Source organism: Microvirga sp. CF3016 (assembly GCF_036314085.1).
Lineage (GTDB): Bacteria > Pseudomonadota > Alphaproteobacteria > Rhizobiales > Beijerinckiaceae > Microvirga.
Window position 1 is genome coordinate 81,527 of the sequence record NZ_JAYGGM010000003.1, and the last position, 23,881, is coordinate 105,407.

The following is a 23,881-nucleotide window of genomic DNA, read 5'->3' on the forward strand; positions in this document are numbered from 1 at the left end:
GCCACGGTTTGGAGGAGATGCACCTTGCACGATTCGCCGCCGGGACATGCGACCCACACCCCTTTTCACGCGGGCATCTTCCCGACCTTCTTCCTGTCGGGCTTCGAATGCTCCACTTTTATCTGGAAGGACCAGGGCCGGCGCGACCTCGTTGCGGAGACGCAGCATCGGGAGCATGTGGAGGAGGATTATGCCTTCCTGCGCTCGCTCGGCATCGCGGTCGCCCGCCAGGGCATTCCCTGGCCCTTCGTGGACAGGGGCGGCGCTTACGACTTCTCCGGTCTCGATCCTTTCATCGCGGCCATGAACCGCCACCAGATCCTGCCGATCTGGGACCTGTGCCATTACGGCTATCCCGACGATCTCGATCCCTTCGCGCCCGAGTTCGTGGACCGGTTCGCCGCCTATGCCAGGGCTGCGGCCGAATACGTGACGCCCCGCATCCGCGGCCCGCACTTCTTCACCCCCATCAACGAGATCACCTTCTTTGCCTTCATGGGCGGCGAGTGGGGCTGGACGGCGCCCTTCGGCAAGACAGACGCGTTGCGGCAGAAGCTGCGCGTGGCCCTGTGCCGGGCCGACATCGCGGCGGTGAAAGCCATTCGCGAAATCGACCCGCAAGCCCGCATGGTGCATATCGATCCGCTCATCCTCGTCGTCGCGCCGCGGGATCGACCCGACCTGAAGGATGAGGCCGAGCACGAAACCTATACGGATACCTTCTACGCCTGGGACGTGATCGCCGGACGCCGGCACCCGGAACTCGGCGGCTCGCCGGAGGTGCTCGATATCGTGGGGGTCAATTGCTACTCGTTCGGCCAGATGGAGTATCGCGAGAATGGGCCGCACGCGTCGCTGGAGCCCCATGACGAGCGCATCCGGCCGCTCGGAGACCTCCTCACCTATGCCTGGGAGCGCTACCGCCGTCCGATGATCGTGGGCGAAACGAGCGGCCTGCGCGAAGGCCGCCCGGACTGGCTCTGCGACATCGTCGAGGAATCGCTGGCGGCAGTGCGCAAGGGCATCGATCTGCACGGCGTGTGCCTCTTTCCCGCCGTCGACATGCCCGACTGGCACACCGGCGAATGGCTGCACAACGGCTTGTGCGACCTAGTCGAGGACAATGGACGCCTGAAGCGGGTGCCGTTCCAACCCTATATCGACGAGCTGCGGCGCTGGCAGAAGCGCCTGAACCGGGTGACGGAACTCGATGAGGATCCCTTCAGCGATCCTGTCGATCTGTCCGACATCAAGCGCGCGGCCGACGAGATGCAGATGACGTCCGACAAGGATTGGTGCTGATCTCGCAAGGCTTCCGGCCGCATCGGCTCTCTGAACAAAAACCTCGCGGCAAGCGTTCGCCTCACAATTCCGATTGCAGGAGAGTTCTTCATGTCGCGCCGTCTCGTGATCGCCGGCCTCGTGGCCGCCGTCAGCCTTCCCGCCTTCGCCCAGCAGGTGCAGCAGAACCAGGCGATTCCTTATTCCACCACGCCGCAGCCCGCCGAGACACGCACCGATCCGGCGCTCGGCCAGAATGCACAGGAGCGCCAACAGCGCACCCAGCAGGGCGGCGCCCCGCAGGACACGCAGACGCCCGCTCGCCAAGGCCAAGCCAGCAGCGCACCGGCCGCCATGGGCCAGCAGCAATCGCAGGCCGACCGGCACTATGTCCAACAGGCGCTGGCGCTGAGCACGGTCTCGCTGCAGCAATCCAACTTCGCTCTCAGCAAGGCGCAGAACCCGCGCGTGAAGCAGTTCGCGGAATTCGAGATCGGCGAGCAGAACCTCCTCACCGACATTATGCACTCCTTCGCCGATCCGAACGCGACGGCCTCCACCACGCAGGGTGCGCAGCAATCCGCCGCGACCGCGCCCGAACTGCCGCAGAAGGACTCGCAGGCCATGGAGCGGCTCTCCAAGGCGCAGCCGGGAGCCGCCTTCGACAGGGACTACGTTGCCCTGCAGATCCAGGGCCATCAGGAATTGCTGAAGCTCCAGGAGAACTATCTCAAGCAGGGCTCCGGCAATCGTGAGACGACGAACATGGCGCGTCTGGCCAGCGGACAGATCAAGGAGCACCTGACGATGCTGCAGGACATCCAGAAAGAGCTTGGCAAATAAGGGAATCCGCCCCGTTTTCACGGATCCGGGGCCGGAACACCCTGCTTCGACAGGACGTTGCCTTTGCAGGTCGCAGACACGCCGTCTGCTCGAAACCCAAGAAGAGGAATAGCCCATGGCGCAAGACAAACGTGGCCGCCCCCCGGAACCACCTGTCGACGAAGTGCTGAACGAAGTCACCCAGGAAGAGACCGGCGATGATTTCGTCGCAGGCCCGACCCAGCGCAACGATGTCGGCAACACCAAGCGCGCGGCCGCGAAAGCCACCGGCATCATGGGAGCCTCGAAGAAGCTCGACCCGGATCTCGACATCGACCACGTGGACGACAATCGTCCGACGAGCGGCTCGAAGGCTGGCATCCACTCTTTCAAGGAGGTGCCGGAAGAGGAAGACGACGATGCCGGCTTCCAGATGTCGAACGAGGAGATCGCCGAGAGCGTGAACACGACCGCGGCGAAGAGCCCTGCTCCCCGCCCCGCGCGGACCGAGGGTACGACAGGTCCCGCCGGCATGAGCGGCGGCGCTACCTCACGGGCCCGGGTGCCAGCACCCGGTAATGCGGTGGACGTGCCCAAGGGCACCCTGGTGCGCGGTCATCCTACGGCCAGTCAGTCCGGCGGACGCTCGACCTCTTCCACCGGAGACGAGAAGCCGCCGAAGCGCTCCGCCCGCGCCCATAGCGGCCAGCAGCAGCGCCCGTTGTCGAAGGGCGGCAACGAAGAGCGCTGACCAGCGTTCGTCATTCCGGGTGGTTGTCGCCACCCGGAATGACACCACTGCATAGCGCGCCCTCGCCTGCTGCATGCACGTCTCGACGGAAGGTGGAGTGACAGCCGCCCTCCTCCGGCTTTATGGATTGTTCAGCCGAACCGGCAGTGACGACATAAATCGGTCGAGGAAACGTTCATGGACAGAAGAAAAGTTCTCAAGGGTGCCGGCTTGGCAGCTGCGGCAGGCGCTGTGGCCTCCCCGGCCATCGCACAAGCGCAGCCGGAGATCCGCTGGCGCATGGCCTCTGCCTATCCGAAAAGCCTCGATACGCTCTTCGGTGCGGGCGAGATGATCGCCAAGCGCGTGGCTGCGGCAACCGACAACAAGTTCCAGCTTCAGACCTTCGCCGCGGGCGAGATCGTCGGCGCACTCCAGACCCTCGATGCCACCCAGAACGGCGCTGTCGAATGCTCCTACACCCTGTCGAGCTTCTTCATCGGCAAGGACCCGACCTTCATGTTCGAGACCTCCGTCCCGTGGGGCATGAACGTGCGCCAGCACAATGCCTGGATGCATTACGGGGGCGGCCTCGACCTCGTGCGCGAGTTCATGAAGGATTACAACGTCTACCCGATCCCAGCCGGCCAGACGGGCGCCCAGATGGGCGGCTGGTTTCGCAAGGAGATCAAGTCCATCGCAGATCTGCAGGGCCTCAAGATGCGCATCGCCGGCATGGGCGGCCAGATCATGCAGAAGCTCGGCGTGGTGCCCCAGGTGCTCGCCGCGGGCGACATCTACCCGGCGCTCGAGCGCGGCACCCTCGATGCGGTCGAGTTCTCCGGCCCGCATGACGACGAGAAGCTCGGCTTCGTGAAGGTCGCCCAGTACTACTACTATCCGGGTTTCTGGGAGGGCGGCGCGCAGCCTTCGCTCTACGTGAACATGAACAAGTGGAATGAGCTTCCTTCCAACTACAAGGCGATTCTCGAAGCGGCCTGCGCGGAAGCCAATGCCATGTGCGTGGCCAAATACGATGCGCAGAACGCCGATGCGATTCGGCGCCTCGTGGGCCAGGGCGTGCAGCTGCGTCCCTTCCCGCGCGACGTGATGGAGCAGAGCTACAAGGAAGCCTACAAGCTCTACGGCGAGATCGCGGCCTCGAACGCCAAGTTCAAGAAAGTGTTCGATTCCTGGAACGCCTTCCGCGAGAAGGAGCTCACCTGGTTCCGCATCGCCGAACTGCCCTTCGACTATTTCGTCAACCAGCAGCAGGGCCAGCCGCGCTGAGCCTTCCTGAGAGTCAGAAACGGCGCCGCGAGGCGCCGTTTTTGTTTATGGCCGTGCGAAAACGGATCGAAGCTTGGCCTGATGCGTTGTCCTGTCAAATGGAAGCCCCGGCCCAAGGATGGAGACAGGCGATGACGGACCAGAAACGTGATCAGGACGGCGCGAAGGACAAGCCCGAGCGCAAGGACGACAAGGCATCCGACAGCAAGAAGAAGCATCAGGACGAGCTGCTCGATGAGGGCGTGGAAGAGACGTTCCCGGCCAGCGATCCGGTGTCCGTGAAGATCACGAAGTGATTCGAACGCAAGAAGCCCCGGAGCGCGCTCCGGGGCTTCTTGCGTTTCAGCTCCGGCTGGCTACGGCGACGCCCAGGGCGGCGAGGCCCATGCCGGCAAGCTGGATCAGGCTCAAGGTCTCGCCGAAAAGCGCGAAGGCCATCAGGGCCGCGACCGGCGGCACGAGATAGAGCAGCGTCGCCACGCCCACCACGGCGCCCTGACGGATCAGGAAGAGCAGCAGCCCGATGGCGCCGATGGACAGCCCGAGCACGGCCCAGGCCATGGCGCCCAGAAGCGGCAGGGTCAGGTCCATGTGCCCTTCCTCGGTCAGGAGCACGAGGGGCAGGGTGACGGCCGCCGCGCCGATATACTGGATCGCCGCATTGACCCGCAGATCGAGGCTGCTGCCGGTGCGCTTCTGCCAGATCGTCCCGAAGGTGATGGAGAGCATCCCGAGCATGCAGATCCCGAGCGCCAGGGGCGGCACGCCGCCGTCTCCCAGCTTGGGGGCGACCACCAGGGCTGCACCCATGAAGCCGATGCCGATCCCGGCCCAGCGCCGGGGTGAAACCCGCTCGCCCAGGAGAGGCCCGGCCAGAAGCCCGGTGGCCAACGGCTGGAGGCCGGCGACCAGGGCGGAGATCCCGGCCGGCAGCCCATGCTTCACCGACCAGAAGACGCCGCCCAGGTAGAGCCCGTGCAGGAGGACGCCCGCGATCAGGCTGTTGCGCCAGTCATGCCACGTGCGGGGCCAGGACACCCGAGCGGCAGCGACGATGCCGGCCAGGACGAGGGTCGCCAGCACATAGCGGACGAGCAGGAAGGTCAGCGGCTCCGCATAGGGAGCCACGAATCGCGCCACGATGAACCCTGTCGCCCAGATGAACACGAAGAGCGGCGGCGCAAGGCGGGCGAAGAGGGTCGGGTTCATGGCCGTGAACGAAGGATGGAGACGGGAAACGGATCAACGGCTTGTAGGCCCGAACCTCGACCTTTGTCGATCCGCACTCCCTCGTCTAAAAGTCGACCGGCAGGAGCAGAGAAAAGTGCGCACGCGATCTCAATGCCTTAAACACGGTGTCGGCCCCGTCCGCGTCGTTTCCTTGCCCTTGGCTTTCGTCGCACCATCTCCAGCCTCCTGGAGACCCGTCTTTTGAACCGCCTTCGCCTCTGGCTCGAACTCGTCGCCATCGCCTCCACCCGCTTCGTGCTGCACGATGCCTGGGCGATCGCGAGCCATATCGCCCTCTCGGTCCTGACCTCGCTGTTTCCGTTCCTGATCCTGGTCACCGCAATGGCGAGCCTGTTCGGAACCGGGACGCTTGCGGACGAGGTGGCGGATATCATCCTCGAGGCCTGGCCGCAGGAAGTCGCAGGACCGATCGCCGGCGAAGTGCACAACATCCTCTCGGTCAAGCGCAGCGACGTGGTGACCCTGGGCCTCGTGCTCGCGCTCTATTTCGCATCGAGCGGCGTGGAGAGCCTCAGGGTCGGTCTCAACCGCGCCTATGGCGTGCGCGAAACCCGCGCCTGGTGGCTCACCCGCCTCGAATCCATCGCCTTCGTGATCGCCGGTGCCATGATGCTGCTCGCCCTGGCACTGCTCGTCGTGCTCGGCCCCTTCGTCTGGCGCATCGTGCTCTCCTGGGTACCGGCCTTGAAACCCTTCGACGGATTGATCGCTTTCCTGCGGGTCGGGGTGGCGACCATCGTGATCGTGGCGGGCCTGCTTCTCGCCCACAAGCTCGTGCCTGCAGGCCGCCGCCGCTTCCGCGCCGTGCTGCCGGGCGTGGGCGTGACGCTGGCCCTGTGGCTTCTCGGCGGCTTCGCCTTCAGCTGGTATCTCGAATTCTATCCCGGCGCCTATGCGTCGACCTATGGGGGCCTCGCCACCGCCATGGTGGCCCTGATCTTCCTCTACACGCTCGGGGCCATCTTCCTCTTCGGCGGTGAGCTCAACGGCACTATCATCCTGGCCAAGCGCCGACGCCTCGGCAAGGAGCCGAAGCCGGAGACCATGAGCGATCTGATCCCGCTGCCTTGAGGGTGGATTTCTGAGCTAGCACATTGTCCGATGCGCTAGCTCAGGGGCATGAGGCCCAGCTCGTAAGCCCACAGGAGCAGGCCGATCACGACGATCACCGCAAGCCAGTTCAAAGACCGGTCGAGCAGCAGACTGAACGTCGCTTCCGTGGACAGAGCAGGCTTCTTGTTCGGGGGCAGATCCACTGGCATGCGTCATTCTCCAAAGCCCGGAAAGCTTCGAGACGCCTCATGCGCCCAAAAGGGCAGCGGCCGACTAGGGAACCACTGATCGATCAAGCATACAGGCGCGACGAGTCAATTGTAAGAGCACACAGGCTGAAAGGGGGAACGCACTAGCCGAACTGCTGCCCCGTCCGCTTCGCCATGGGCGGAAACGATCCGACAAGCTGCGCATTATGCCACAACTCCACTCTACATGACTGAGCCAGGCAACGGGCCCATTCATGGGCAAGCTCGTGATCTTCGCTGTTCAGATGATGGGTCGCCAAGTCCCCTGTCGCGCGGTTGACGACAAGAGCCTGGTAGCCGTGTGTCGACTGCAATTGCGGTTTCATGGGTCACCTCGAAATCAAGTATGCTTCGAGGGCAGGATTGCGCCTAAAAGGACAGCAGCCGATTGAACGAGCTGCTGATGCCTTCGACCTAGAACGACATTACGGCTTTTGAGAGGTCGAAGATCGAATCCGGCAATCGCTGACGGACGGCAGATATCGGGCCTAGATGATCGTTGAGCCGTCCGAACGCGTGCGGGCATCCCCGATCTGCCGGACGAGCTTGTCGGCCTCCTCATGGCTCACGTGAATCCGCACCAGGGTCCATTCCTGCTCCGATTTCCACAGGCGGAACGACAGCATGAACCCGTCATCGTCCTTCTGCGCATCGGCATGGGTTGCATCGGGCAGATTGTAAGGCCCACGGCCGTCGAAGGTCAGCTGTCCCACGATTCTCTCCTCTCACGCGTACCAGCAGCGAAACGGCCAAGGGTGCGTCAGGTTCAGAATGACCGGCTTTGCGCTGTCTTTGCGGCCGACGGGTCTGTGGCCGGGGATACAGATCAATGCCCCTATCCCAAGATTCCATAACCGATCAGGCCGAGCACTCCCAGGCCGGCCAGGAAGAGATGAAACCAGCCCGGGCAGTGAAGGGAACAATCTTCCGCGTCCAGGCGCTCGTCAAAAGCATCGTTGCTGAAACTGTTCTTCATGCGGCGCCGATAGCGTCGGATGATCTCAATCGTGTGACATTGTCGGCCCAGGAGACGAGACGCGAGGTCGCAATGTCAACGGGAATGCCTGATCTTACGCAGGCATCCTGCTGTCAGAGATTGGGCGCGATGCGCAGCTCGAGTGTCGCGGAGGCCACGGGCCGCGTCCTGGGTGCGATGCCGTAGCCGAGCCTGACATTAAGGTCCGACCGGAAGCGATCCGCAGGGGAGGTCAGCCTGATCCGGCCGACGATCTCCGACAGGAGGCCGGAGCTGATGTCTCCGCTCAGACCATCCAGATTCATGCTGGGGGATAGCCGCAGTTCCGTGCTCCAGGCCTGGAGAGAGAAGTCGAACGGAATGTCCAGGGTGCCGCTGAGTGTTTGCGAATAGCCGTTCTGCATACTGTCGAGGAAGCCTGCCGTCGACAGTCCGACTGTGACGCCGAGGCGCTCCCAATCGCGCTTCAGGAACGCCTCCCAACTCGCCTTGGACGACAGACCGCTCGCCTCGCCGCCGCTCCGGATCAGTTCGGTTCCGATCAGGAAATTATAGTCCTGGAACGGCTGCATCTTGGCCCCGACCGCGCGGTCGAAATCCGTCGGCAGGAAGGCCTGCATGTCCGTGCGGGCAATCCCGTTCGCCCAGACCTGCGTGCGGCTCAGACGCGGCGACGGACGGGGGAGCACCGAACGTTTGGCCGCCACATGATCATCCAACCAGGTCGACGTGATGTTTTCGCTCCAGATCTCGTCCTCGTTGGCAACGGCCGTCGTCGCCATCGCAATCGATAAAAGAAGAAAGGAGGCCAATCTGTAGAGAAGCACAATCATCGAAACAATCGGAACAAGACAAAGATCGAAACACAGCGGAGCCGGCATTCGAAGTGCCGCCGGTTAATGCAGGGTAAATGGCGCCTCTATCTCCCGGAAGAGTGACCTCTTAGCCTTCACATCCTCGGCAGGGCTATGGCGGCTTTCGACAACAGGATCAGCCAGATGACACGGGAAAACGCTACTTTCCCATCGCTGGCCGAAACGACGCATGGCCGGTCACATCCCCGTGATGGCCTGCATGTTCGTGGATCTGCCAAAGCAAAACGGCCGGGCTCTTGCCCGGCCGCCTCGCACCTCGCTTGCGTGAACGATCAGCTCACGATGCGGTACTTCACGAAGCCTTCCGGCGCATCGCCCATCTTCTCGACCTTGATGCCGGCCGGCTGGTAGTTGGCGGCGTTCGGACCCGTGGTAAAGGTCATGGTGACCCCAGCCGGCGCCGCGAGCGACCAGGAGCCGTCCGCCTTGGGGGCTACTTCCTTCTTCTCGATGATGTAGCGCATGATGGCGTCGCGGGTGAGATCCGGCGCTTCGAACACGATGGTGGTGCCGTCCGCCCCGGGGAAATTGCCGCCACCGCCTGCGCGGTAGTTGTTCGTCACCACGAGGAACTGCTGATCGTCCGCCACGGGCTTGCCGTTGTAGGTCAGATCCTTGATGCGGCGAGCATCGGCGTTCACGACCTTGCCGTTGTCATCGTAGCGCGATCCTTGCGTCGGATCGATCTTGTACTGCACGCCGGCGATCACGTCGAAGTTGTAGGCCGGGAACTTTTGGTTGATCAGTTCCTGCTCTCCACCCTTGGCCGGATCGATCTGGTTGTAGATGCCGGCCGAGCGTTCCAACCACTCGCGCACCTGGGCGCCCGTGATCTTCACCACGCGGATCGTGTTCGGATAGATGTAGATGTCCGCCATGTCCTTGATGGCAAGCGGGCCCGGCTTGATCTCGGTGAAGTAGTTCGGACCGCCGCGGCCGCCGGCCTTGAAGGGCGCCGCCGCCGAGAGGATCGGCAGGTCCCTGAAAGGCGAGGCCTTGAGCTGATCCGCCACGTACCAGGCCTGCGCCTCGGCCACGAGCTTCACGGAAGCGTCGTCCGACACGAGCGAATAGTACGAGTGGATCGGAACCGCCGTCGTGCCGACGGGCTCGCGCACGTATTTCAGGGTCGCGTCATGGCCCGCTTGCGCTGCCGCCATCACGGCCGCGTCGGAATCGACCTTCGCGACGATCTTGCGGTCGACGCGGTCGTAGATCGGACGCGCCTCGGTGCGGAAGTTCGCAACCTTCCAGGCATTGCCGTCCTTCGTCAGTTCGAGATCGACGAGACCGAGATGGCTGCCCCAGAACCCGGCCATGACGGCGGGCTTGCCGTGCAGGGTGCCGGCCTTCGCGTCGACGCCGGGAATGTTATTGAACTCCTTGCCGCCTGGGAACACGAAGTGCTGGTGACCGGTGAGAATCACGTCGATGCCGTCGACCTTCGCCAGATGCAGCGCCGCATTCTCCTCGCCGCCCTTGCGCTCGCCGCCGGCGATGCCGGAATGGCAGAGCGCCACGACGATGTCGGCGCCGGCCTTCTTGAGATCGGGCACATGCTTGTTCGCCGCATCGACAATGTCGATGGTGGTGGCCTTGCCGTCGAGATGGGACTTGTCCCACTGCACGATCTGCGGCGGCACGAAGCCGATCACGCCCACCTTCAGCTTCTGCTTCGCGCCGGATTCATCGGTGAACTCGCGGTCGAGCACGATCCACGGCTTCTGCAGGGTCTCGCCGTTCGCCTTGATGACATTGGCGCAGACCAGCGGGAATTTCGCGGCGCCGAGGGAGTTCTGCAGAAACTCGAGGCCATAGTTGAACTCGTGATTGCCGAGCGTGCCGCAATCGTAATTGAGCTCGTTCATGGCCGCGACCATGGGATGCATCTCGCCGGCCTTCATGCCGCGGCGATAGGCGATGAAATCACCGAGCGGCGAACCCTGGATCAGGTCGCCGTTGTCGAAGAGCAGGCTGTTCTTGGCTTCGGCTTTGGCACCCTTCACGAGCGTCGCGGTGCGCGCAAGACCCACGGTGTCGTCGGCCGCATCGCGATAATAGTCGTAAGGGAAGATGTTCACGTGAAGGTCGGTGGTCTCCAGGATGCGGAGCTTCACCACCGGACCGGCCGCGAAGGCGAACCGGGGCATTCCGGCAATGGCGGCAGCAGCCACGCCGGTCTGCAGGACGCGGCGGCGGTTCATGGGATGGGTCATGGTCTTCCCTCGACTTGTCGTTTTTGCGAAATGCATTCGCCTCTAGCCGAGAGAAGCACAGGTTTTGTGACAGGATCAAGATAGCTGGCTAAAAGCAGCCGAGGCGGCTTTGTCTCACAGCGTTCTGATGCGGCCAACGGGCTGTGGCGGGAGCAGCACCGCCAGTCCATGAACGGCTCGCTCGGCCAGAATCCGGCGCTCGTCCGGCTGAGGGCGGGCGCCTTCGACCCGATGCAGGGCCGTGATCTGCCGGTCGGCGATCAGGAGCCCATAGAAGGTTCGAAACGCCTCCGGCCCATCCGTGAAACCGATCCTGCCGTGCAGCCTTGCCTGTTCGAGCAGGCGGATGAAAAGGGGGGCCGTCCTGTTGCGGCCGGCCTCGATGAGGATGCGGCTGAGCGAGCCCGTGGGATCGCCCAAGGCCGCCCGGTTGATGGCGAGGGAAGCATCGGAGGTCAGGAGATCCAGCAGGCGGGCTCCGGCCTCCGTGAGAGCGTCGAGGGGGTCGTCTCCGTCGATGCCCTCCAGCATGCCGTTGAGGCGGGCGGATTGCTCGGCCACGAGAGTTCCGAGAATGTCGTCGCGATCCTTGAACAGAAGGTAGATCGTCTCCTTCGAGCATTTCGCCTCGCGGGCGAGCGCCGCCGTCGTCAGAGCTTGCAGACCACCGCGCTCCAGGAGCGAGAGGGCCGCTTCGAGAATTGCCTGCCGCCTGTCCGCCATCACCCGATCTCGCACCTGATCTGACAGAATTCCTCATAGCACCTTGATCAACGGAGTACCATACGGTACTGATAATGCGTACCGTACGGTACTCTACGCATTGGAGCGAAACTAATGATCACGCTCGGCCAAGAGAATGCCCCCTCAACCATCCCGGTCGTTCCCGCTTTGACGGCTCTCTCAGCCACCGTGACCCTCGGTCTCTCCGGCAGCATCGCCGGGTTCTTCTATGCCTATGCCTGTTCGGTGATGTTCGGCCTGGAAGCGATCGATCCGCGCCATGCGGTTGCCGCCATGCAAGGCATCAATGCCACGGTCCGCAACATGGCCTTTGCGCCCGCCTTCTTCGGCACACCGGTGATGGCCCTCGTGACGGCCCTGCTGTTCGCCTGTCTCGGGCGCAGGGCGGCCTCCTGGATCATGGCAGGTGCAGCGCTCGTCTATGTCGCAGGAGCCTTTTTGCCGACGCTGTTCATCAACGTTCCAATGAACGAGGCCTTGGCTCGGGTTACGGTGCCGGAGAGCCTGCCCGAAGCCGCGCGGCTCTGGGCTGAGTATGCCGGTCCCTGGACCAGGTGGAACACGCTGCGCACGGTTTTCAGCCTGCTGGCGCTTCTGCTCGTCGGGCTTGCGCTCTTCGTCGCCCGGGCCAGAGGTTAAGAGCTGCGATCTCCTGCACACGCTTCATTGCGCAGGAGATCGTCTCTTTGCCTAATCAGCTCGCAGCGCCTCATCAAGATCGCGATAGAGATCCTCAACATCCTCGATGCCGGTGGAGAGGCGCAGGAGATCCGGCGGGCACGGGGTACCGGGGCCTTCGATGGAGGCCCGGTGCTCGATCAGGCTCTCGACGCCGCCAAGGGAGGTGGCCCGCTTCCATAAGCCCACCCGTGCGGCTGTGCGGATCGCAGCGGCTTCGCCCTCCGAGACCTGGATCGAGAGCATGTAGCCGAAGCCGTTTTCCATCTGTCGGGCGGCGATGTCATGGCCTGGATGCTGCGGCAGGCCGGGATAGAGCACACGGGCCACTTTCGGGTGAGCGGAAAAGCGCTGTGCCAGATCGAGAGCACTTTTTGCCTGCGCGGAGGCCCGGACGTGGAGCGTGCGCATGCCGCGCATGAGGAGATAGGCCTCGAACGGCCCGAGGATCGCGCCCTGCATCTTGCGAATGGACGCGACCCTGGCCCAGAAAGCGTCGGCCTTGGCGCCCGCGAGGGCGCCCGCCACCACGTCGGAATGGCCGTTCAGCACCTTGGTGGCCGCATGCATGACGATGTCGGCGCCGAGCGTCAGCGGCCTTGTGTGGATCGGCGAGGCGGTGGTGGAATCGACAGCGAGCCGGGCGCCGGCCGCATGAGCGATCTCGGCGGCAGCCGCGATGTCGGTGATGGTCCAGAGCGGGTTCGAAGGCGTCTCGATCCAGACCAGCTTGGTCTGGCCCGGCTTCACGGCCTCGCGCATGGCATCGAGGTTGTCGGTCTCCACGAAGTCGACTTTGAGCCCCCAGCGCACGGCCTCCGTCATGAGCCAGTTGCGCAGGGCCCAGTACATGACCTTGGAGGCCACGATGTGATCGCCCGGATCGAGCGCCTGGAACACGGCCGTCGCCGCCGCCATGCCGGACGAGAACAGAAGCGCGCCCGCCTCGGCTTCCTCCAGCATGGCCAGAACCTCCTCCGCCTCGCGGACAGTGGCGTTGTCGGGCCGGCCGTAGACGAAGCCGGAAGAATAGGCGTTGTCCTCATCGCGGATATAGGTGGTCGTCACATGGATTGGCGGCACGATCGCCTTCGTGATCGGATCCACATGGCCCATGGCCTGAGCGGTCAGGCTGCGCTTCGACCACGGGGAACGCGATGACGACATGGGGAACCTCCGCAAGCGTGACAGGTTGCGTCACGTAGGACAATGATGCGCACCTCATAGAGGGATTTCGAGCATGCATACAGACCAAACTGCGCCGGGCAGCCATGCAATGCCGCGGCTGCCGCGCTTCCTGGTGGCCGTCGTGCCGGTGGTCGCAGTGGCCATGTCGGCAAGCCTCATCACCCAGCTGAACATCCCGACCTGGTATGCGGGCCTCCAGAAGCCGGGCTTCACGCCGCCGAATTGGGCCTTCCCGGTCGCCTGGACGCTGCTCTACGCCATGATGGCCTATGCGCTGTGGCGCATTCTCGCCCTGCCGGAGAACCGGCCCGGCCGAGCGGCGGCCATCGTGGCGTTCTTCGCGCAACTCGTCCTGAACGGCATGTGGTCCTTCGCCTTCTTCGGCGGCCAGAGCCCGCTGGCGGGCCTCGTGGTCATCGCGGCCCTGATCGTGGCGATCATTGCGACCATCCGGGCCTTTTGGCGGCTCGACCGCACGGCCGGCCTCCTGCTCGTCCCCTATCTCGCCTGGGTCGCTTATGCGACCTTGCTCAACGGGACGATCTGGCGCCTCAACGGGTGATCACGACCCCGGCTTGTCGAACAGGTCCGGGCTGTTGTCGAGATGGTCGACCACGCCCACGAAGGGCAGCTGGCGGTAGGAATGGGCCACGTCCATGCCGTAGCCGACCACGAACACGTCCGGGCAGGTGAAGCCCACGTAGTCCGGATGGATCTGCACGGCGCGCTTACCCGGCTTTTCCAGCAGCACCGCGGTCTTCACGCTCTTGGCGCCGCGGGCCATCAGCAGGTCCTTGGCAAAGGTGACCGTGCGGCCCGACTCCAGAATATCGTCCACGAGCAGCACGTCGCGGCCGCGCACGTCGCTTTCCACGTCACGCAGGATCGTCACGTTGCCGGTGGAGACCGTGCCGTCGAGATAGCTCGACAGATGCACGAACTCGACCTGCGGCGTAAGGCCGGTGCGGTGGAGGGCGCGGATTAGGTCCGCGGCGAACATGAAGCTGCCTTTGAGCACGGCGACGACGAGAAGGTTCTGCGGCTTGGCGGCCGCGATCTCCTGGGCCAGCGCCTCGTTGCGCTTGGCGATCGTGTCTTCGTCGAAGAGAACCCGGATCCGGGGGGCAGTGCTCATCGTCATCAATCCAGCAAAGAAGTCAGAGGCCTGTCAGGCTCACCTCTTCACGACCATGCTTGCGCCGGGATGTCAAACGGAGTTGGTGGTTTTTGCAGGTGATCGGCAGGGATCTGCGCCATTCCCGGCCGGAGCGCAGCGGAGGGAAATCCATAGCCATAGTGCATGTAAGTGGATCTCCTCCCCGTCATGGCCGGCCTCGTGCCGGCCATCTCGATCAGAAAGGCGCTGCCCTCAAACAATCGGGATCACCGGCTCAAGGCCGGTGATGACGTGGAGGGTCATGTTCTCCTGCGGCAATGTCCCGCGAAACGCTCGCTTTCCGTCCTGGCCCTGCAAGTTTATGGCTTGCTAACCATGCCCGGGCGATAAGAAGGCGAATCGCGGTCTTCGTCCGCCACAAGAACCGGACAACCTCCAAGGATGGCTAGAGCACGCGTGAGGGCGTTTCACCACGAGGACGACGAGAGCGCGGCTCCGACCGTGCATTTCGAGAATGTGGGCGTGCGCTACGGCATGGGGCCCGAGGTCCTGCGCGACCTGACGTTCTCCATCGAGCCCAATTCCTTCCAGTTCCTCACCGGCCCATCGGGCGCCGGCAAGACCACGCTGCTGCGCCTCATTCTCATGTCTGTGAAGCCGACCCGCGGCCTGATCTCGCTGTTCGGCGAGGACGTGTCCCGGATCTCCAAGGACGAGCTCACCGGCTTGCGCCGCCGCATGGGGGTGGTGTTCCAGGATTTCCGTCTCCTCGACCACCTGACCACCTATGAGAACGTGGCCCTGCCGCTCAAGGTGCAGGGCAAGGAGGAATCGAGCTACCGGGCGGAGGTGGTCGAGCTGCTGCGCTGGGTGGGCCTGGGCGACCGCATGCACATGCTGCCGCCCGTGCTCTCCGGCGGCGAGAAGCAGCGCGCGGCCATCGCCCGCGCCCTGATCGTGCGCCCGGACCTGCTGCTCGCCGACGAGCCCACGGGCAACGTGGACCCGTCGCTCGCCCGCCGCCTCTTACGCCTCTTCATCGAACTCAACCGTCTCGGAACTTCGGTGGTCATCGCGACCCACGACTTCAGCCTCATGGATCAGCTCGACGTGCGCCGCCTCGTGCTCGGCGACGGCCGGCTGCATATCGACGAGTGAGCCGAATGAGCGCCGCGCCCCACCCCCGCCCGAGGAAGGCCGCTGCTGCCGACGGGCAGAAGCGCTCCCTGCCCGCCTCCTTGAGCCGGAACGCCCCGCTCGTGCCGGTGGATTCGGCCGGCGGCCAGGCGCTCGCCGCCGTCATCGCCATCCTGACCTTCCTCGCAGCGCTCTGCGCCGGCGGCGCCGAACTCGTCTCTGCGAGCTCCGCCCAATGGCGCTCCGAGATTGCCCGCGAGGTCACGATCCAGATCCGACCCAATCCGCAACGCTCCATCGACCAGGACGTGGACCGCGCCGTGGCGCTGGCCCGGCAGACGCCCGGCGTGGAGCAGGCTCAGGCCTTCTCGAAGGAGGAATCCGAGCGCCTCCTCGAGCCGTGGCTCGGCACCGGCCTCGACTTCAAGGACCTGCCGGTTCCCCGCCTGATCGTGATTAAGATCGGTCAGGACGCGAAACCGGATTTCAGCAGCCTGAGGCAATCCCTGCAGCGCGATGTGCCCGGCGCGACTCTGGACGACCATGCCCTCTGGGTCTCCCGGCTCTCGACCATGGCCAACACGATCATCGGCGTCGGGGTCTTTCTCGTGGCCCTCGTGCTCGTTGCCGCGGGCCTGGCCGTGATCTTCGCCACGAGGGGCGCCATGGCCGGGAACCGGGAGGTGGTGGAGGTGCTCCATTTCGTCGGCGCGAACGACGATTTCATCGCCAGGGAGTTCCAGCGCCGCTTCTTCCGCCTGGGGTTGCGCGGCAGCGCCATCGGGGCCGCCGCCGCCCTGATCCTTACCCTGATCCTGGGCTTCGTCACCCGCTCCTGGCGAGCGAGCCCGACCGGCGACCAGCTTGAGGCGCTCTTCGGCGCCTTCACCATCAGCTGGAGCGGCTATGCGGTGGTGGTCCTCATCGCGCTCCTCGTCGCGCTCATCACCGGCATCGTCTCGCGCTTGACCGTAAGACGCTTTCTTAACGAAAATGGTTGATGCTGACAGTTAACAGGGAAAGAGCGGGTTGCCTCTCCATTGCCGCAATCTCCATTAATGTCATCCAAGATGACCTCGCGAACGCAGAGTTGGAGTGCGCCGGGCGCCATGGATTCCACGGAGGCCTTGGGCTGGGGCTGGACCATGTCGCCAACGGCTAAGCACCCCGTTCGGCGCTCCCTGCTGAGCCGCCTGCTGGCCGTCGGGTTCTGGAGCTGCATCGCGGCCCTGGTCGTCGGGTTCCTCGGATTCCTAGGCTTCGTCTATCACCTCGACCGGTTCGAGCAGCCCCCCGAGACGCGTGCCGACGGGATCGTCGCCATGACGGGCGGTGCGCAGCGGATCGGCGACGCCATCGACCTGCTCGCCAAGGGCTATGCCAAGAGGCTCCTGATCTCAGGGGTCAACGAGAACACCAGCCGGGACCAGATCGCCCGCCTCAATCCGGGGCAGCGGCGGCTGTTCGACTGCTGCGTGGACCTGGACTACCGGGCCCGCAACACCATCGGCAACGCCATCGAGACCCGACGCTGGGCCGAGGCGAACGGGTTCGATGCCATCATCGTGGTGACCTCGAACTATCACATGCCCCGCACCCTGGTGGAGCTCGACCACGCCCTACCGAACCTCCAGAAGATCCCCTACCCGGTCGCGGCCACCATCGATCCGCATGATTGGTGGCACAATCCGGCCGTGGCCCGGGTGATCTTCACCGAATACCTGAAATTCCTGGCCGTCTGGGTTCGGACCCGATTCGAGGGCGATCCGGAGCGCTCCTCGGTGGCGAACATCATCAGCGGCGGGGCGCCCATCAAGGCGCAGGTCGTCGCCGAGCCGCTCTGGCGCTAGGGCCCCGAGAAAAACCCAAGCATCGACCCCTGAAGTGCAAGGCGTTTTTGGGTTCGATGCTCAACCTGAGTCGCGCATCGGTGGACGCGGAAAACCGGGTCCACTTTTTTGTACAATGCGCTAAGGTGCCCCGCCCGCGGAGCACGATGCTCCGCTTTTCGTTTTCAAGAAGCCATGCTGATCGTCCGCTCCCTGCTGTTCAACGTCGCCTTCTATGCCAACCTGATCCTGTGGCTGATCATCCTGGTCCCAGGCCTCGTGATGCCGCGCCGCGTGTTCATGGAACTGGTCAAGGCTTGGGGCAAGACATCGCTCTGGCTTCTGCGCGTCATTGCCGGGACCAGGGTCGTAATCACTGGGCGCGAGAAGATCCCCCCGGGCGGCGCCCTGGTGGCGGCCAAGCACCAGTCGTTCCTCGAGACCTTCGCCCTCGTGACAATCCTGGACGATCCGACCTACATCCTCAAACGCGAGCTGATGTGGATCCCCTTCTTCGGCTGGCATCTGGCGAAGGCGCGCTGCGTGCCTGTCGACCGCAAGGCGGGGTCGCTGGCCCTGGTGCAGATGACTGCGCGGGCCAAGGACGAGGCCCAGCACGGGCGCCAGATCATCATCTTTCCCGAGGGTACCCGCCGCCCGCCGGGCGCTCCCCCGGCATACAAGTACGGCGTCGCCCATCTCTACCAGAATCTCGGCTTTCCCTGCATCCCGGTCGGCATGAATTCGGGCCTGTACTGGCCGCGACGCCAGTTCATCCGCCGTCCCGGCACGGTGCGGATCGAGGTCCAGGATCCCATCGCTCCGGGGCTGCCGCGCGAGGAATTCTTCAAGCTGGTGCAGGAGCGGATCGAGACGGCCTCCAACCGGCTTTTGGAAGAGGGCCGGAAAGAGCTGGGCCTGGGTTCCGCCACTGCCTCGGATGCCTCGCTGTCCAAAGTCTCGTGAAGCCTCGCCGTCGGGATTACCGGCACAAAGCCGGTATGACGGCAGGAGTGCGGAAACGCACAAAACCTCGCAAACCTAAGCGCAGCCAAGCTTTCAGCAATCTTGACGACTCACCCGCGCGTTCTTACATATAAGAACATATGGCGAACAAACGAACCATATCCTGGAATGCGGCTATGCGGGATCTCCGCAACGACCGAATGCGGAGGGCTGGCGTGCGCGAGGAAAGGCTACGGGCGACCGCAGGGCTTCGCTCCTCTTCCACCCTGAGCTCCTGGCGCGGCCGTTCGGGACGCCGCTACATCGTCGGCGTGCATCCGCTGAACGAGACGGAGCTTCTCGAGGTCACCGACGCTGTGATCCTTGCCGTGAAGCGGGACCGGGCAGGCAATGGCATCGTGATCGATGCCGCGATGGCGGCATCTGATCCGAGCGAGGAGACCCGCATGCGCTGGTTCGCCAAGGTCCGGGACCTGGGCGCCACCGAACTCCACATCCACCGTCTCGCCGCGACCGAGGACGACCGCCGTGCGATCTTCGAGGATCTGTGCGAGGACGAGACTCAGGATTCCTGATCGAGCGCGTCGACGATCCGGTGCAGCAGGGGATCGACCACGTGCATGCCGATGAGATGCTCGTAGGTGGAGCGCACGTAGTCGGGATTGCGCCCGGAGATGCCCTCGCCCTGACGCACAAGCCGGATCACCTCATCGAAGGAGAGGCGGCCCGCATATTGCCCGTGGTTTCGGTCGACCACATAGCCAAGAGCGCGAACCCGGCGCGCATCGGCGAGCCTCACGGGCAAATATCTTTCCAGATAGACCGACGTCACCTGCTCGCGCTCACGCAGGTACTGGATCGTGGCCTCGGCTTCCTCGGAGGCGACCCGGAAGGCCACCCCATGGCAGCGCCCGCCCCGGTCGAGCCCCAGGACGAGTCCCGGATGCTCCGGCGTGCCGCGATGGACATGGGAGAGGACGCAAAGCGACCGGTGATAGCCGTAGAGATGGGCATGGGCCCGTTCGACGAAGGGGAAGCCCGGCCGCCACATGAGCGAGCCGTAGCCGAAAACCCATAAATCCTCCGTGAGGTCCTTCATGTCACCCGCGCCCGAACCTTGCCTGCTTCGGGCGCTACCAGTAACCACGCATCAGCACAACAGGAGATCGCGCATGGATCAGGCCGCCCCGACGGGGAAAGTTCGCCGCAGTCGTTTCTGGCTCTACACGCCCTTCGTGCTGCTGCTCCTCCTCGCCATCGCCTGGAGCGTCGCCTGGTTCGTGATCCGCGGCCGCACGGCGGAAGCGCTCGACGGCTGGATCGCCGCGGAGGCGCGGAAGGGCCGGGAATGGACCTGCGGCGACCGCACCATCGTCGGCTACCCGTTCCGCATCGAGATCGTCTGCAACAGTCTCGATCTGAAGCGGGGCGCCGTCGTGGCCTCCTTCGGGCGCACCGAGGCCGTCGCGCAGGTCTACCAGCCCCGTCGGGTCATCGTGGAGATGGCCGGACCCTTGCGGGTGAGCGACGGCACCGTGACGGTCAACGGCCGCTGGGATCTCCTGCAGGCCAGCATCAATACCTCGCAGAGCGGGCTGCAGCGCCTGTCGCTCGCCGCCAACGCCCCGCAGGTGACGGTCACCGGCCTCGGCGGCGGCGAGATCGCCGGATCGGGCAAGCACCTGGAGCTTCACGTGCGCCCCAATCCCTCGCGGCGGGGCGAACTCGCCGGCGACGTGGCCGCCTCGGTGACGGAGGCGCGCATCCCCATTCTCGATGCCCTGGTCGGCGGCCAGGAGGCCACCAACCTGAACGCAGACATCACCGTGACCCAGGCCGACGGCTTCAAGGGCGGTACCATCGCCGAGGAGCTCGAGCTCTGGCGCAATGCCGGCGGCAAGCTCGATGTCCTGATGCTTTCGGCCACCAAGGGCGCGCGCCAGATCGAGACCAAGGGGGAGCTGCGCCTCGACGATCAGCACCGGCCCACGGGGCAGCTCACCATCGCGGCCGCCGGCCTCGACGGGCTTCTCGGCAACCTGACCGGCGGGCGTATCGGCGGCAATCTTCTCGGCATGCTGCTCGGACAGGGCCCGCGGGCCAATGCGGCTCAGCCCAATGCCAAGCCCCAGCTCGCAACCCTGCCGCCGCTGCGGCTCGAGAACGGCTTCCTGGCCGTGGGACCTTTCGTGATCCCGAACGTGAGGCTGCAGCCGCTCTATTGAGCCCGCTTATGCCTTGTCGTCCCGCCGCCGGCCGAAATCCGGCTCCGGGGTTTCCTGACCCGACGAGATGATGCCGCGGCGGATGGCCCGCGTGCGGGTGAAGAGGTCGAAGAGCTTGTCGCCCTCGCCCCAGCGGATGGCGCGGGCCAAGAGCGCGATGTCCTCGTTGAGGCGACCCAGCATCTCCAGCACGGCCTCCCGGTTGTGCAGGAAGACGTCGCGCCACATGGTCGGATCCGAGGCGGCGATGCGGGTGAAGTCGCGGAAGCCGCCGGCCGAGAACTTGATGACCTCTCCTTGGGTGACGGTCTCCAGATCCGCCGCCGTGCCGACGATGTTGTAGGCGATCAGGTGCGGCACGTGGCTGGTGATGGCGAGCACCAGGTCATGATGCTGCGCGCTCATCACCTCCACATTGGAGCCCATGGCCTCCCAGAAGGCACGCACCCGTGCGACGGCCGTCTCGTCCGTGCCCTCCGGCGGCGTGAGAATGCACCAGCGATTGTGGAAGAGGGTCGCAAAGCCGGCATCGGGCCCTGAATGCTCCGTGCCCGCCACCGGATGGGCCGGGACGAACGAGACGCCGTCCGGCAGATGCGGCTGCACCTGCGCGATCACGGAGGCCTTCACCGAGCCCACATCCGACACGATGGCGCCTGGCTTCAGGCCCGGCTTCATGGCCGCGGCCACCTGGCCGCAGACGCCGACCGGCACGCACAGGATCACGAGATCCGCATCCTGCACGCCCGCCGCCGCATCGGTGGTCGCCTCGTCGGCGATCCCGAGTTCCCGCACCCGCTCGACCACGGCCTCGCTCGCATCGATGGCCACGATGGTGCGCGCGAGGTTGAGATGCCGGCTGGCGCGGGCGATCGACGAGCCGATCAGCCCGAGACCGACGAGGGCGACGCGCCCGAAGAGCGGCTCTTCAAGGGGGGGACCGAGACGCTCAGGCATGTTTGCCGCCTAGAAAATCGCGCAGAGCCGTCACCACGAGGCCGTTCGCCTCTTCATCCCCCACGGTCAGGCGCAGGGCATGCGGCAGGCCGTAAGCCTCGATCCGGCGCAGGATCAGGCCGCGGCCGGACAGGAATGCGTCGGCGTCCTTCGCCGTCCGGCCTTTCTCCTGCGGGAAGTGGATCAGCAGGAAATTGCCGACGCTCGGCGTGACCGTCAGACCCAGGGCCTCGATCTCGCGGGTGAGCCAGGCGAGCCAGCGCTCATTGTGCTCGACCGCCTTCGCCACATAGGCCTCGTCCTGGATTGCCGCGATGCCGGCGGCCATGGCCGGGCCGCTGACGTTGAACGGTCCGCGGATGCGGTTGACCGCATCGACGATGTGGGCGGGCGCCACCATCCAGCCGAGGCGCAGGTTGGCGAGGCCATAGATCTTCGAGAAGGTGCGGGTCATCACCACGTTCTCGGACGTGGCGACAAGCTCGAGGCCCGACTCGTAGTCGTTGCGGCGGACATATTCCGCATAGGCCGCGTCGAGCACCAGCACCACGTGCGACGGCAGCCCGGCGTGCAGGCGCTTGACCTCGTCGAACGGGATATAGGTGCCCGTCGGGTTGTTGGGATTGGCCAGGAAGACGATCTTGGTCCTGTCCGTCACCCGGCTCAGGATCGCATCCACATCCGTGCGCAGGTCCTTTTCCGGCGCCACCACGGGCGTGCCGCCGGCCGCCAGGATCGCGATGCGGTACACCAGGAACCCGTGCTCGGTGAAGATGCCCTCGTCGCCCGGCCCCACATAGGCATTCGTGATCAGCGCGAGCAGCTCGTCCGAGCCCGCGCCGCAGATGATCCGGTTCGGATCGAGCCCGTATCGCGCCGCGATGGCCTCCCGCAGCCGGGTGGAGGCGCCGTCCGGGTAGAGCTCGAGATGGTCGAAAGCCCGGATCGCTTCCAGGGCCTTCGGCGAGGGGCCGAGCGGCGTCTCGTTCGAAGAGAGCTTGTGGACCTTGGAAACCCCTGCGGCCTTGCTCTTGCCGGGCACATAGGCGTCGATCTGCATCACGCCGGGACGGGGCTGGGGACGAGCGGACATCTTCACTTCCTAGCAATCGGTCTGTTGGCGGATGCTCTAGCGCAGCTTCATGTTCATTTCACGTGGAAACGTTCGGCATGGCTGCCGATCTCGGCGAGCTGGGCGAGGCTCGCGCCTGCCTTGGTGAGGGCCTGGCGCAGCTGCGCGGGCTCGACGGTGCCGGGCACGGCGATGAGCTCCGACAATCCGTTGGTGTCGGCCGCGCTCGCCACCACCTCGCCGCCGAGCCCTGCGAGCGCCTCGTTGGCGCCCTTGTGCCAGCGCTCGAACTGGGCGGCGTAGAGCACCACGTCGCGTACGGCCGCATCGGTCAGGGGCTTGGAGATCACGAAGACCGGGGTACCGGCCGGATGGTCGGGCCGCTCGATGAAGGGCAGGCGCGCGATGATCTTCGGGCGGCGCTTGTCGGCCAGCGTGCGCCACCAGGCGCCGCTCGTCGCGCCCTGGTCGAGCCGGAAGATGCCGAGGTCGCCGCGGGACGCCGCCACCGCCTCGATCACCGCCGCCGCGCTCGGATGGGTGACGTAGGGTACCGTGAAGCCGAAATGGAACCGGGCCGAGTCGCGCATGGGCGCATCGCCGCCCGAGATGTCCGCATGGACCGCGTAGTTCGACTGGACATAGGTGAAGGTGCCGATGATCACCCGCCAGATGCTCTCCACCGTGTCGAGCGGCAGCAGCCCCTGATGGCGCTCGGCCAGGGCCTTCATCATCGAGGCTTCCCGTCCGGGGCGGAAGGCGGAGCTAAGGCCCGTCTCGGAGGCCTTCTTGGAGGCGATCAGCCGGTCGATGATGGTGCCGCGCTCCATGAGCAGCCGGTGCATCGCCTCGTCGATGCGGTCGATCTCTTGGCGCAGTTCGGCAAGGGACGGAGCGGGCTTCTCGGTGGACATTCGCAGGATCCTCAGGGCTCAAGCGCCCTTCTTTGACGGCTTTGGCCGGGCTTGTCATCCCTGTTCACATGATAGGTCTGCGCACTAGGACGCCGCTTCGCGCCTCGGACGCGGAGGGCTACCGGCCGGTCCTAGCTTGTCTCGTGGGTCGAGGGAAGTGCGAGGCTTGGGACTGCTTCGCCGCTCCAGCGGAGCGCGCCAAGGGAGTTCGGGACGGGAGAACCGCCCGGACGGGGAGCACCCGCCCCCGCGCACGGCTTTCGATCCCAAGCCTTCCACACCAGCCCGTCAGGGACGAACCCTCAGAGGGCG

General features: G+C 65.0%; 26 protein-coding genes. 14 read left to right on the forward strand and 12 right to left on the reverse strand.

Annotated features, from left to right (window positions below):
- Positions 1–24: 24 nt before the first annotated feature.
- From VB672_RS04895 to VB672_RS04915, 5 genes are all read left to right on the forward strand, one after another.
- A complete protein-coding gene (locus tag VB672_RS04895; protein WP_329783059.1) occupies positions 25–1,302 on the forward strand; it encodes a family 1 glycosylhydrolase in 1,278 nt (425 codons plus the stop codon).
- Between the two features lie 90 nt (positions 1,303–1,392).
- Positions 1,393–2,124, forward strand: coding sequence for a DUF4142 domain-containing protein (locus VB672_RS04900; RefSeq protein ID WP_329783060.1), 732 nt, complete (start codon positions 1,393–1,395; stop codon positions 2,122–2,124).
- A gap of 115 nt (positions 2,125–2,239) precedes the next feature.
- Positions 2,240–2,854, forward strand: coding sequence for a hypothetical protein (locus VB672_RS04905; protein ID WP_329783061.1), 615 nt, complete (start codon positions 2,240–2,242; stop codon positions 2,852–2,854).
- 177 nt (positions 2,855–3,031) lie between these two features.
- Positions 3,032–4,123, forward strand: a complete 1,092-nt coding sequence (locus VB672_RS04910; protein WP_329783062.1) for a TRAP transporter substrate-binding protein — start codon at positions 3,032–3,034, stop codon at positions 4,121–4,123.
- Positions 4,124–4,254: 131 nt separating this feature from the next.
- Positions 4,255–4,419, forward strand: coding sequence for a hypothetical protein (locus tag VB672_RS04915; RefSeq protein ID WP_329783063.1), 165 nt, complete (start codon positions 4,255–4,257; stop codon positions 4,417–4,419).
- A 46-nt stretch (positions 4,420–4,465) separates the two neighbouring features.
- Here the strand turns inward: VB672_RS04915 and VB672_RS04920 are convergent, their stop codons facing one another.
- Entirely contained in the window at positions 4,466–5,332 is an 867-nt protein-coding gene (locus VB672_RS04920; RefSeq protein WP_329783064.1) for a DMT family transporter, read from the reverse strand.
- Positions 5,333–5,554: 222 nt separating this feature from the next.
- Between VB672_RS04920 and VB672_RS04925 the strand changes: the two genes are divergently transcribed.
- Positions 5,555–6,445 (forward strand): YihY/virulence factor BrkB family protein, encoded by an 891-nt coding sequence (locus tag VB672_RS04925; RefSeq protein ID WP_329783065.1) that lies wholly within the window; start codon positions 5,555–5,557, stop codon positions 6,443–6,445.
- A 35-nt stretch (positions 6,446–6,480) separates the two neighbouring features.
- Here the strand turns inward: VB672_RS04925 and VB672_RS04930 are convergent, their stop codons facing one another.
- From VB672_RS04930 to VB672_RS04950, 5 genes are all read right to left on the reverse strand, one after another.
- Entirely contained in the window at positions 6,481–6,636 is a 156-nt protein-coding gene (locus VB672_RS04930; protein ID WP_329783066.1) for a hypothetical protein, read from the reverse strand.
- A 527-nt stretch (positions 6,637–7,163) separates the two neighbouring features.
- Complete coding sequence (locus VB672_RS04935) at positions 7,164–7,388, reverse strand: hypothetical protein (protein WP_329783067.1); 225 nt, start codon at positions 7,386–7,388, stop codon at positions 7,164–7,166.
- 376 nt (positions 7,389–7,764) lie between these two features.
- Positions 7,765–8,484 carry a hypothetical protein gene (locus VB672_RS04940; RefSeq protein ID WP_329783068.1) on the reverse strand — a complete coding sequence of 240 codons (720 nt, stop codon included), beginning with the start codon at positions 8,482–8,484 and terminating at the stop codon, positions 7,765–7,767.
- Between the two features lie 314 nt (positions 8,485–8,798).
- Positions 8,799–10,742, reverse strand: coding sequence for a bifunctional 2',3'-cyclic-nucleotide 2'-phosphodiesterase/3'-nucleotidase (locus VB672_RS04945; protein WP_329783069.1), 1,944 nt, complete (start codon positions 10,740–10,742; stop codon positions 8,799–8,801).
- 114 nt (positions 10,743–10,856) lie between these two features.
- Positions 10,857–11,465: a TetR/AcrR family transcriptional regulator gene (locus VB672_RS04950; RefSeq protein WP_329783070.1), complete on the reverse strand. Its 609-nt coding sequence runs from the start codon at positions 11,463–11,465 to the stop codon at positions 10,857–10,859.
- 114 nt (positions 11,466–11,579) lie between these two features.
- Here VB672_RS04950 and VB672_RS04955 point away from each other — a divergent pair, with 114 nt between their 5' ends.
- Positions 11,580–12,125, forward strand: a complete 546-nt coding sequence (locus VB672_RS04955; RefSeq protein ID WP_329783071.1) for an anthrone oxygenase family protein — start codon at positions 11,580–11,582, stop codon at positions 12,123–12,125.
- A 51-nt stretch (positions 12,126–12,176) separates the two neighbouring features.
- On the opposite strand, the gene VB672_RS04960 is transcribed toward VB672_RS04955, so the two are convergent.
- Complete coding sequence (locus VB672_RS04960; RefSeq protein ID WP_329783072.1) at positions 12,177–13,331, reverse strand: trans-sulfuration enzyme family protein; 1,155 nt, start codon at positions 13,329–13,331, stop codon at positions 12,177–12,179.
- Between the two features lie 73 nt (positions 13,332–13,404).
- Here VB672_RS04960 and VB672_RS04965 point away from each other — a divergent pair, with 73 nt between their 5' ends.
- Complete coding sequence (locus VB672_RS04965) at positions 13,405–13,914, forward strand: TspO/MBR family protein (protein WP_329783073.1); 510 nt, start codon at positions 13,405–13,407, stop codon at positions 13,912–13,914.
- On the opposite strand, the gene hpt is transcribed toward VB672_RS04965, so the two are convergent.
- Positions 13,915–14,487: a hypoxanthine phosphoribosyltransferase gene (gene hpt, locus VB672_RS04970; protein ID WP_329783074.1), complete on the reverse strand. Its 573-nt coding sequence runs from the start codon at positions 14,485–14,487 to the stop codon at positions 13,915–13,917.
- A gap of 423 nt (positions 14,488–14,910) precedes the next feature.
- Between hpt and ftsE the strand changes: the two genes are divergently transcribed.
- From ftsE to VB672_RS04995, 5 genes are all read left to right on the forward strand, one after another.
- Positions 14,911–15,627, forward strand: coding sequence for a cell division ATP-binding protein FtsE (gene ftsE / locus VB672_RS04975; RefSeq protein ID WP_329783075.1), 717 nt, complete (start codon positions 14,911–14,913; stop codon positions 15,625–15,627).
- 5 nt (positions 15,628–15,632) lie between these two features.
- On the forward strand, positions 15,633–16,607 hold the full coding sequence (locus VB672_RS04980; RefSeq protein WP_329783076.1) for a cell division protein FtsX: 975 nt from the start codon (positions 15,633–15,635) through the stop codon (positions 16,605–16,607).
- A gap of 69 nt (positions 16,608–16,676) precedes the next feature.
- Entirely contained in the window at positions 16,677–17,456 is a 780-nt protein-coding gene (locus VB672_RS04985; RefSeq protein WP_329783077.1) for a YdcF family protein, read from the forward strand.
- Positions 17,457–17,630: 174 nt separating this feature from the next.
- Positions 17,631–18,401, forward strand: coding sequence for a lysophospholipid acyltransferase family protein (locus VB672_RS04990; RefSeq protein ID WP_329783078.1), 771 nt, complete (start codon positions 17,631–17,633; stop codon positions 18,399–18,401).
- A gap of 215 nt (positions 18,402–18,616) precedes the next feature.
- Positions 18,617–18,976, forward strand: coding sequence for a hypothetical protein (locus VB672_RS04995; RefSeq protein WP_329783079.1), 360 nt, complete (start codon positions 18,617–18,619; stop codon positions 18,974–18,976).
- Here VB672_RS04995 and VB672_RS05000 read toward each other — a convergent pair.
- On the reverse strand, positions 18,964–19,500 hold the full coding sequence (locus VB672_RS05000; protein ID WP_329783080.1) for a gamma-glutamylcyclotransferase: 537 nt from the start codon (positions 19,498–19,500) through the stop codon (positions 18,964–18,966). The two genes, VB672_RS04995 and VB672_RS05000, sit on opposite strands and share 13 nt — an antisense overlap.
- Before the next feature lie 73 nt (positions 19,501–19,573).
- Between VB672_RS05000 and VB672_RS05005 the strand changes: the two genes are divergently transcribed.
- Entirely contained in the window at positions 19,574–20,626 is a 1,053-nt protein-coding gene (locus VB672_RS05005) for a DUF2125 domain-containing protein (protein ID WP_329783081.1), read from the forward strand.
- Positions 20,627–20,632: 6 nt separating this feature from the next.
- On the opposite strand, the gene VB672_RS05010 is transcribed toward VB672_RS05005, so the two are convergent.
- Genes VB672_RS05010 through VB672_RS05020 form a run of 3 tightly spaced genes read right to left on the reverse strand, consistent with a single transcriptional unit; the run spans position 20,633 to position 23,569 of the window.
- On the reverse strand, positions 20,633–21,583 hold the full coding sequence (locus tag VB672_RS05010; RefSeq protein ID WP_329783082.1) for a prephenate/arogenate dehydrogenase family protein: 951 nt from the start codon (positions 21,581–21,583) through the stop codon (positions 20,633–20,635).
- On the reverse strand, positions 21,576–22,676 hold the full coding sequence (gene hisC / locus VB672_RS05015; RefSeq protein ID WP_329783083.1) for a histidinol-phosphate transaminase: 1,101 nt from the start codon (positions 22,674–22,676) through the stop codon (positions 21,576–21,578). Before hisC ends, VB672_RS05010 begins: the two co-directional genes overlap by 8 nt.
- Positions 22,677–22,729: 53 nt before the next feature.
- Positions 22,730–23,569, reverse strand: a complete 840-nt coding sequence (locus VB672_RS05020; RefSeq protein WP_329783084.1) for a chorismate mutase — start codon at positions 23,567–23,569, stop codon at positions 22,730–22,732.
- Positions 23,570–23,881 lie beyond the last annotated feature (312 nt).

Bases quoted from the DNA above. Each gene is read 5' to 3' on its own strand.
- VB672_RS04945 (WP_329783069.1), bottom strand. From the start codon at position 10,742: ATGACCCATCCCATGAACCGCCGCCGCGTCCTGCAGACCGGCGTGGCT.
- VB672_RS04930 (WP_329783066.1), bottom strand. From the start codon at position 6,636: ATGCCAGTGGATCTGCCCCCGAACAAGAAGCCTGCTCTGTCCACGGAA.
- VB672_RS04980 (WP_329783076.1), top strand. From the start codon at position 15,633: ATGAGCGCCGCGCCCCACCCCCGCCCGAGGAAGGCCGCTGCTGCCGAC.
- VB672_RS05000 (WP_329783080.1), bottom strand. From the start codon at position 19,500: ATGAAGGACCTCACGGAGGATTTATGGGTTTTCGGCTACGGCTCGCTC.
- hisC (WP_329783083.1), bottom strand. From the start codon at position 22,676: ATGTCCGCTCGTCCCCAGCCCCGTCCCGGCGTGATGCAGATCGACGCC.
- ftsE (WP_329783075.1), top strand. From the start codon at position 14,911: ATGGCTAGAGCACGCGTGAGGGCGTTTCACCACGAGGACGACGAGAGC.
- VB672_RS04960 (WP_329783072.1), bottom strand. From the start codon at position 13,331: ATGTCGTCATCGCGTTCCCCGTGGTCGAAGCGCAGCCTGACCGCTCAG.
- hpt (WP_329783074.1), bottom strand. From the start codon at position 14,487: ATGAGCACTGCCCCCCGGATCCGGGTTCTCTTCGACGAAGACACGATC.
- VB672_RS05005 (WP_329783081.1), top strand. From the start codon at position 19,574: ATGGATCAGGCCGCCCCGACGGGGAAAGTTCGCCGCAGTCGTTTCTGG.
- VB672_RS04985 (WP_329783077.1), top strand. From the start codon at position 16,677: ATGACCTCGCGAACGCAGAGTTGGAGTGCGCCGGGCGCCATGGATTCC.
- VB672_RS04965 (WP_329783073.1), top strand. From the start codon at position 13,405: ATGCATACAGACCAAACTGCGCCGGGCAGCCATGCAATGCCGCGGCTG.
- VB672_RS04940 (WP_329783068.1), bottom strand. From the start codon at position 8,484: ATGATTGTGCTTCTCTACAGATTGGCCTCCTTTCTTCTTTTATCGATT.
- VB672_RS04955 (WP_329783071.1), top strand. From the start codon at position 11,580: ATGATCACGCTCGGCCAAGAGAATGCCCCCTCAACCATCCCGGTCGTT.
- VB672_RS04900 (WP_329783060.1), top strand. From the start codon at position 1,393: ATGTCGCGCCGTCTCGTGATCGCCGGCCTCGTGGCCGCCGTCAGCCTT.
- VB672_RS05020 (WP_329783084.1), bottom strand. From the start codon at position 23,569: ATGTCCACCGAGAAGCCCGCTCCGTCCCTTGCCGAACTGCGCCAAGAG.
- VB672_RS04905 (WP_329783061.1), top strand. From the start codon at position 2,240: ATGGCGCAAGACAAACGTGGCCGCCCCCCGGAACCACCTGTCGACGAA.
- VB672_RS04990 (WP_329783078.1), top strand. From the start codon at position 17,631: ATGCTGATCGTCCGCTCCCTGCTGTTCAACGTCGCCTTCTATGCCAAC.
- VB672_RS04910 (WP_329783062.1), top strand. From the start codon at position 3,032: ATGGACAGAAGAAAAGTTCTCAAGGGTGCCGGCTTGGCAGCTGCGGCA.
- VB672_RS04920 (WP_329783064.1), bottom strand. From the start codon at position 5,332: ATGAACCCGACCCTCTTCGCCCGCCTTGCGCCGCCGCTCTTCGTGTTC.
- VB672_RS04915 (WP_329783063.1), top strand. From the start codon at position 4,255: ATGACGGACCAGAAACGTGATCAGGACGGCGCGAAGGACAAGCCCGAG.
- VB672_RS04950 (WP_329783070.1), bottom strand. From the start codon at position 11,465: ATGGCGGACAGGCGGCAGGCAATTCTCGAAGCGGCCCTCTCGCTCCTG.
- VB672_RS05010 (WP_329783082.1), bottom strand. From the start codon at position 21,583: ATGCCTGAGCGTCTCGGTCCCCCCCTTGAAGAGCCGCTCTTCGGGCGC.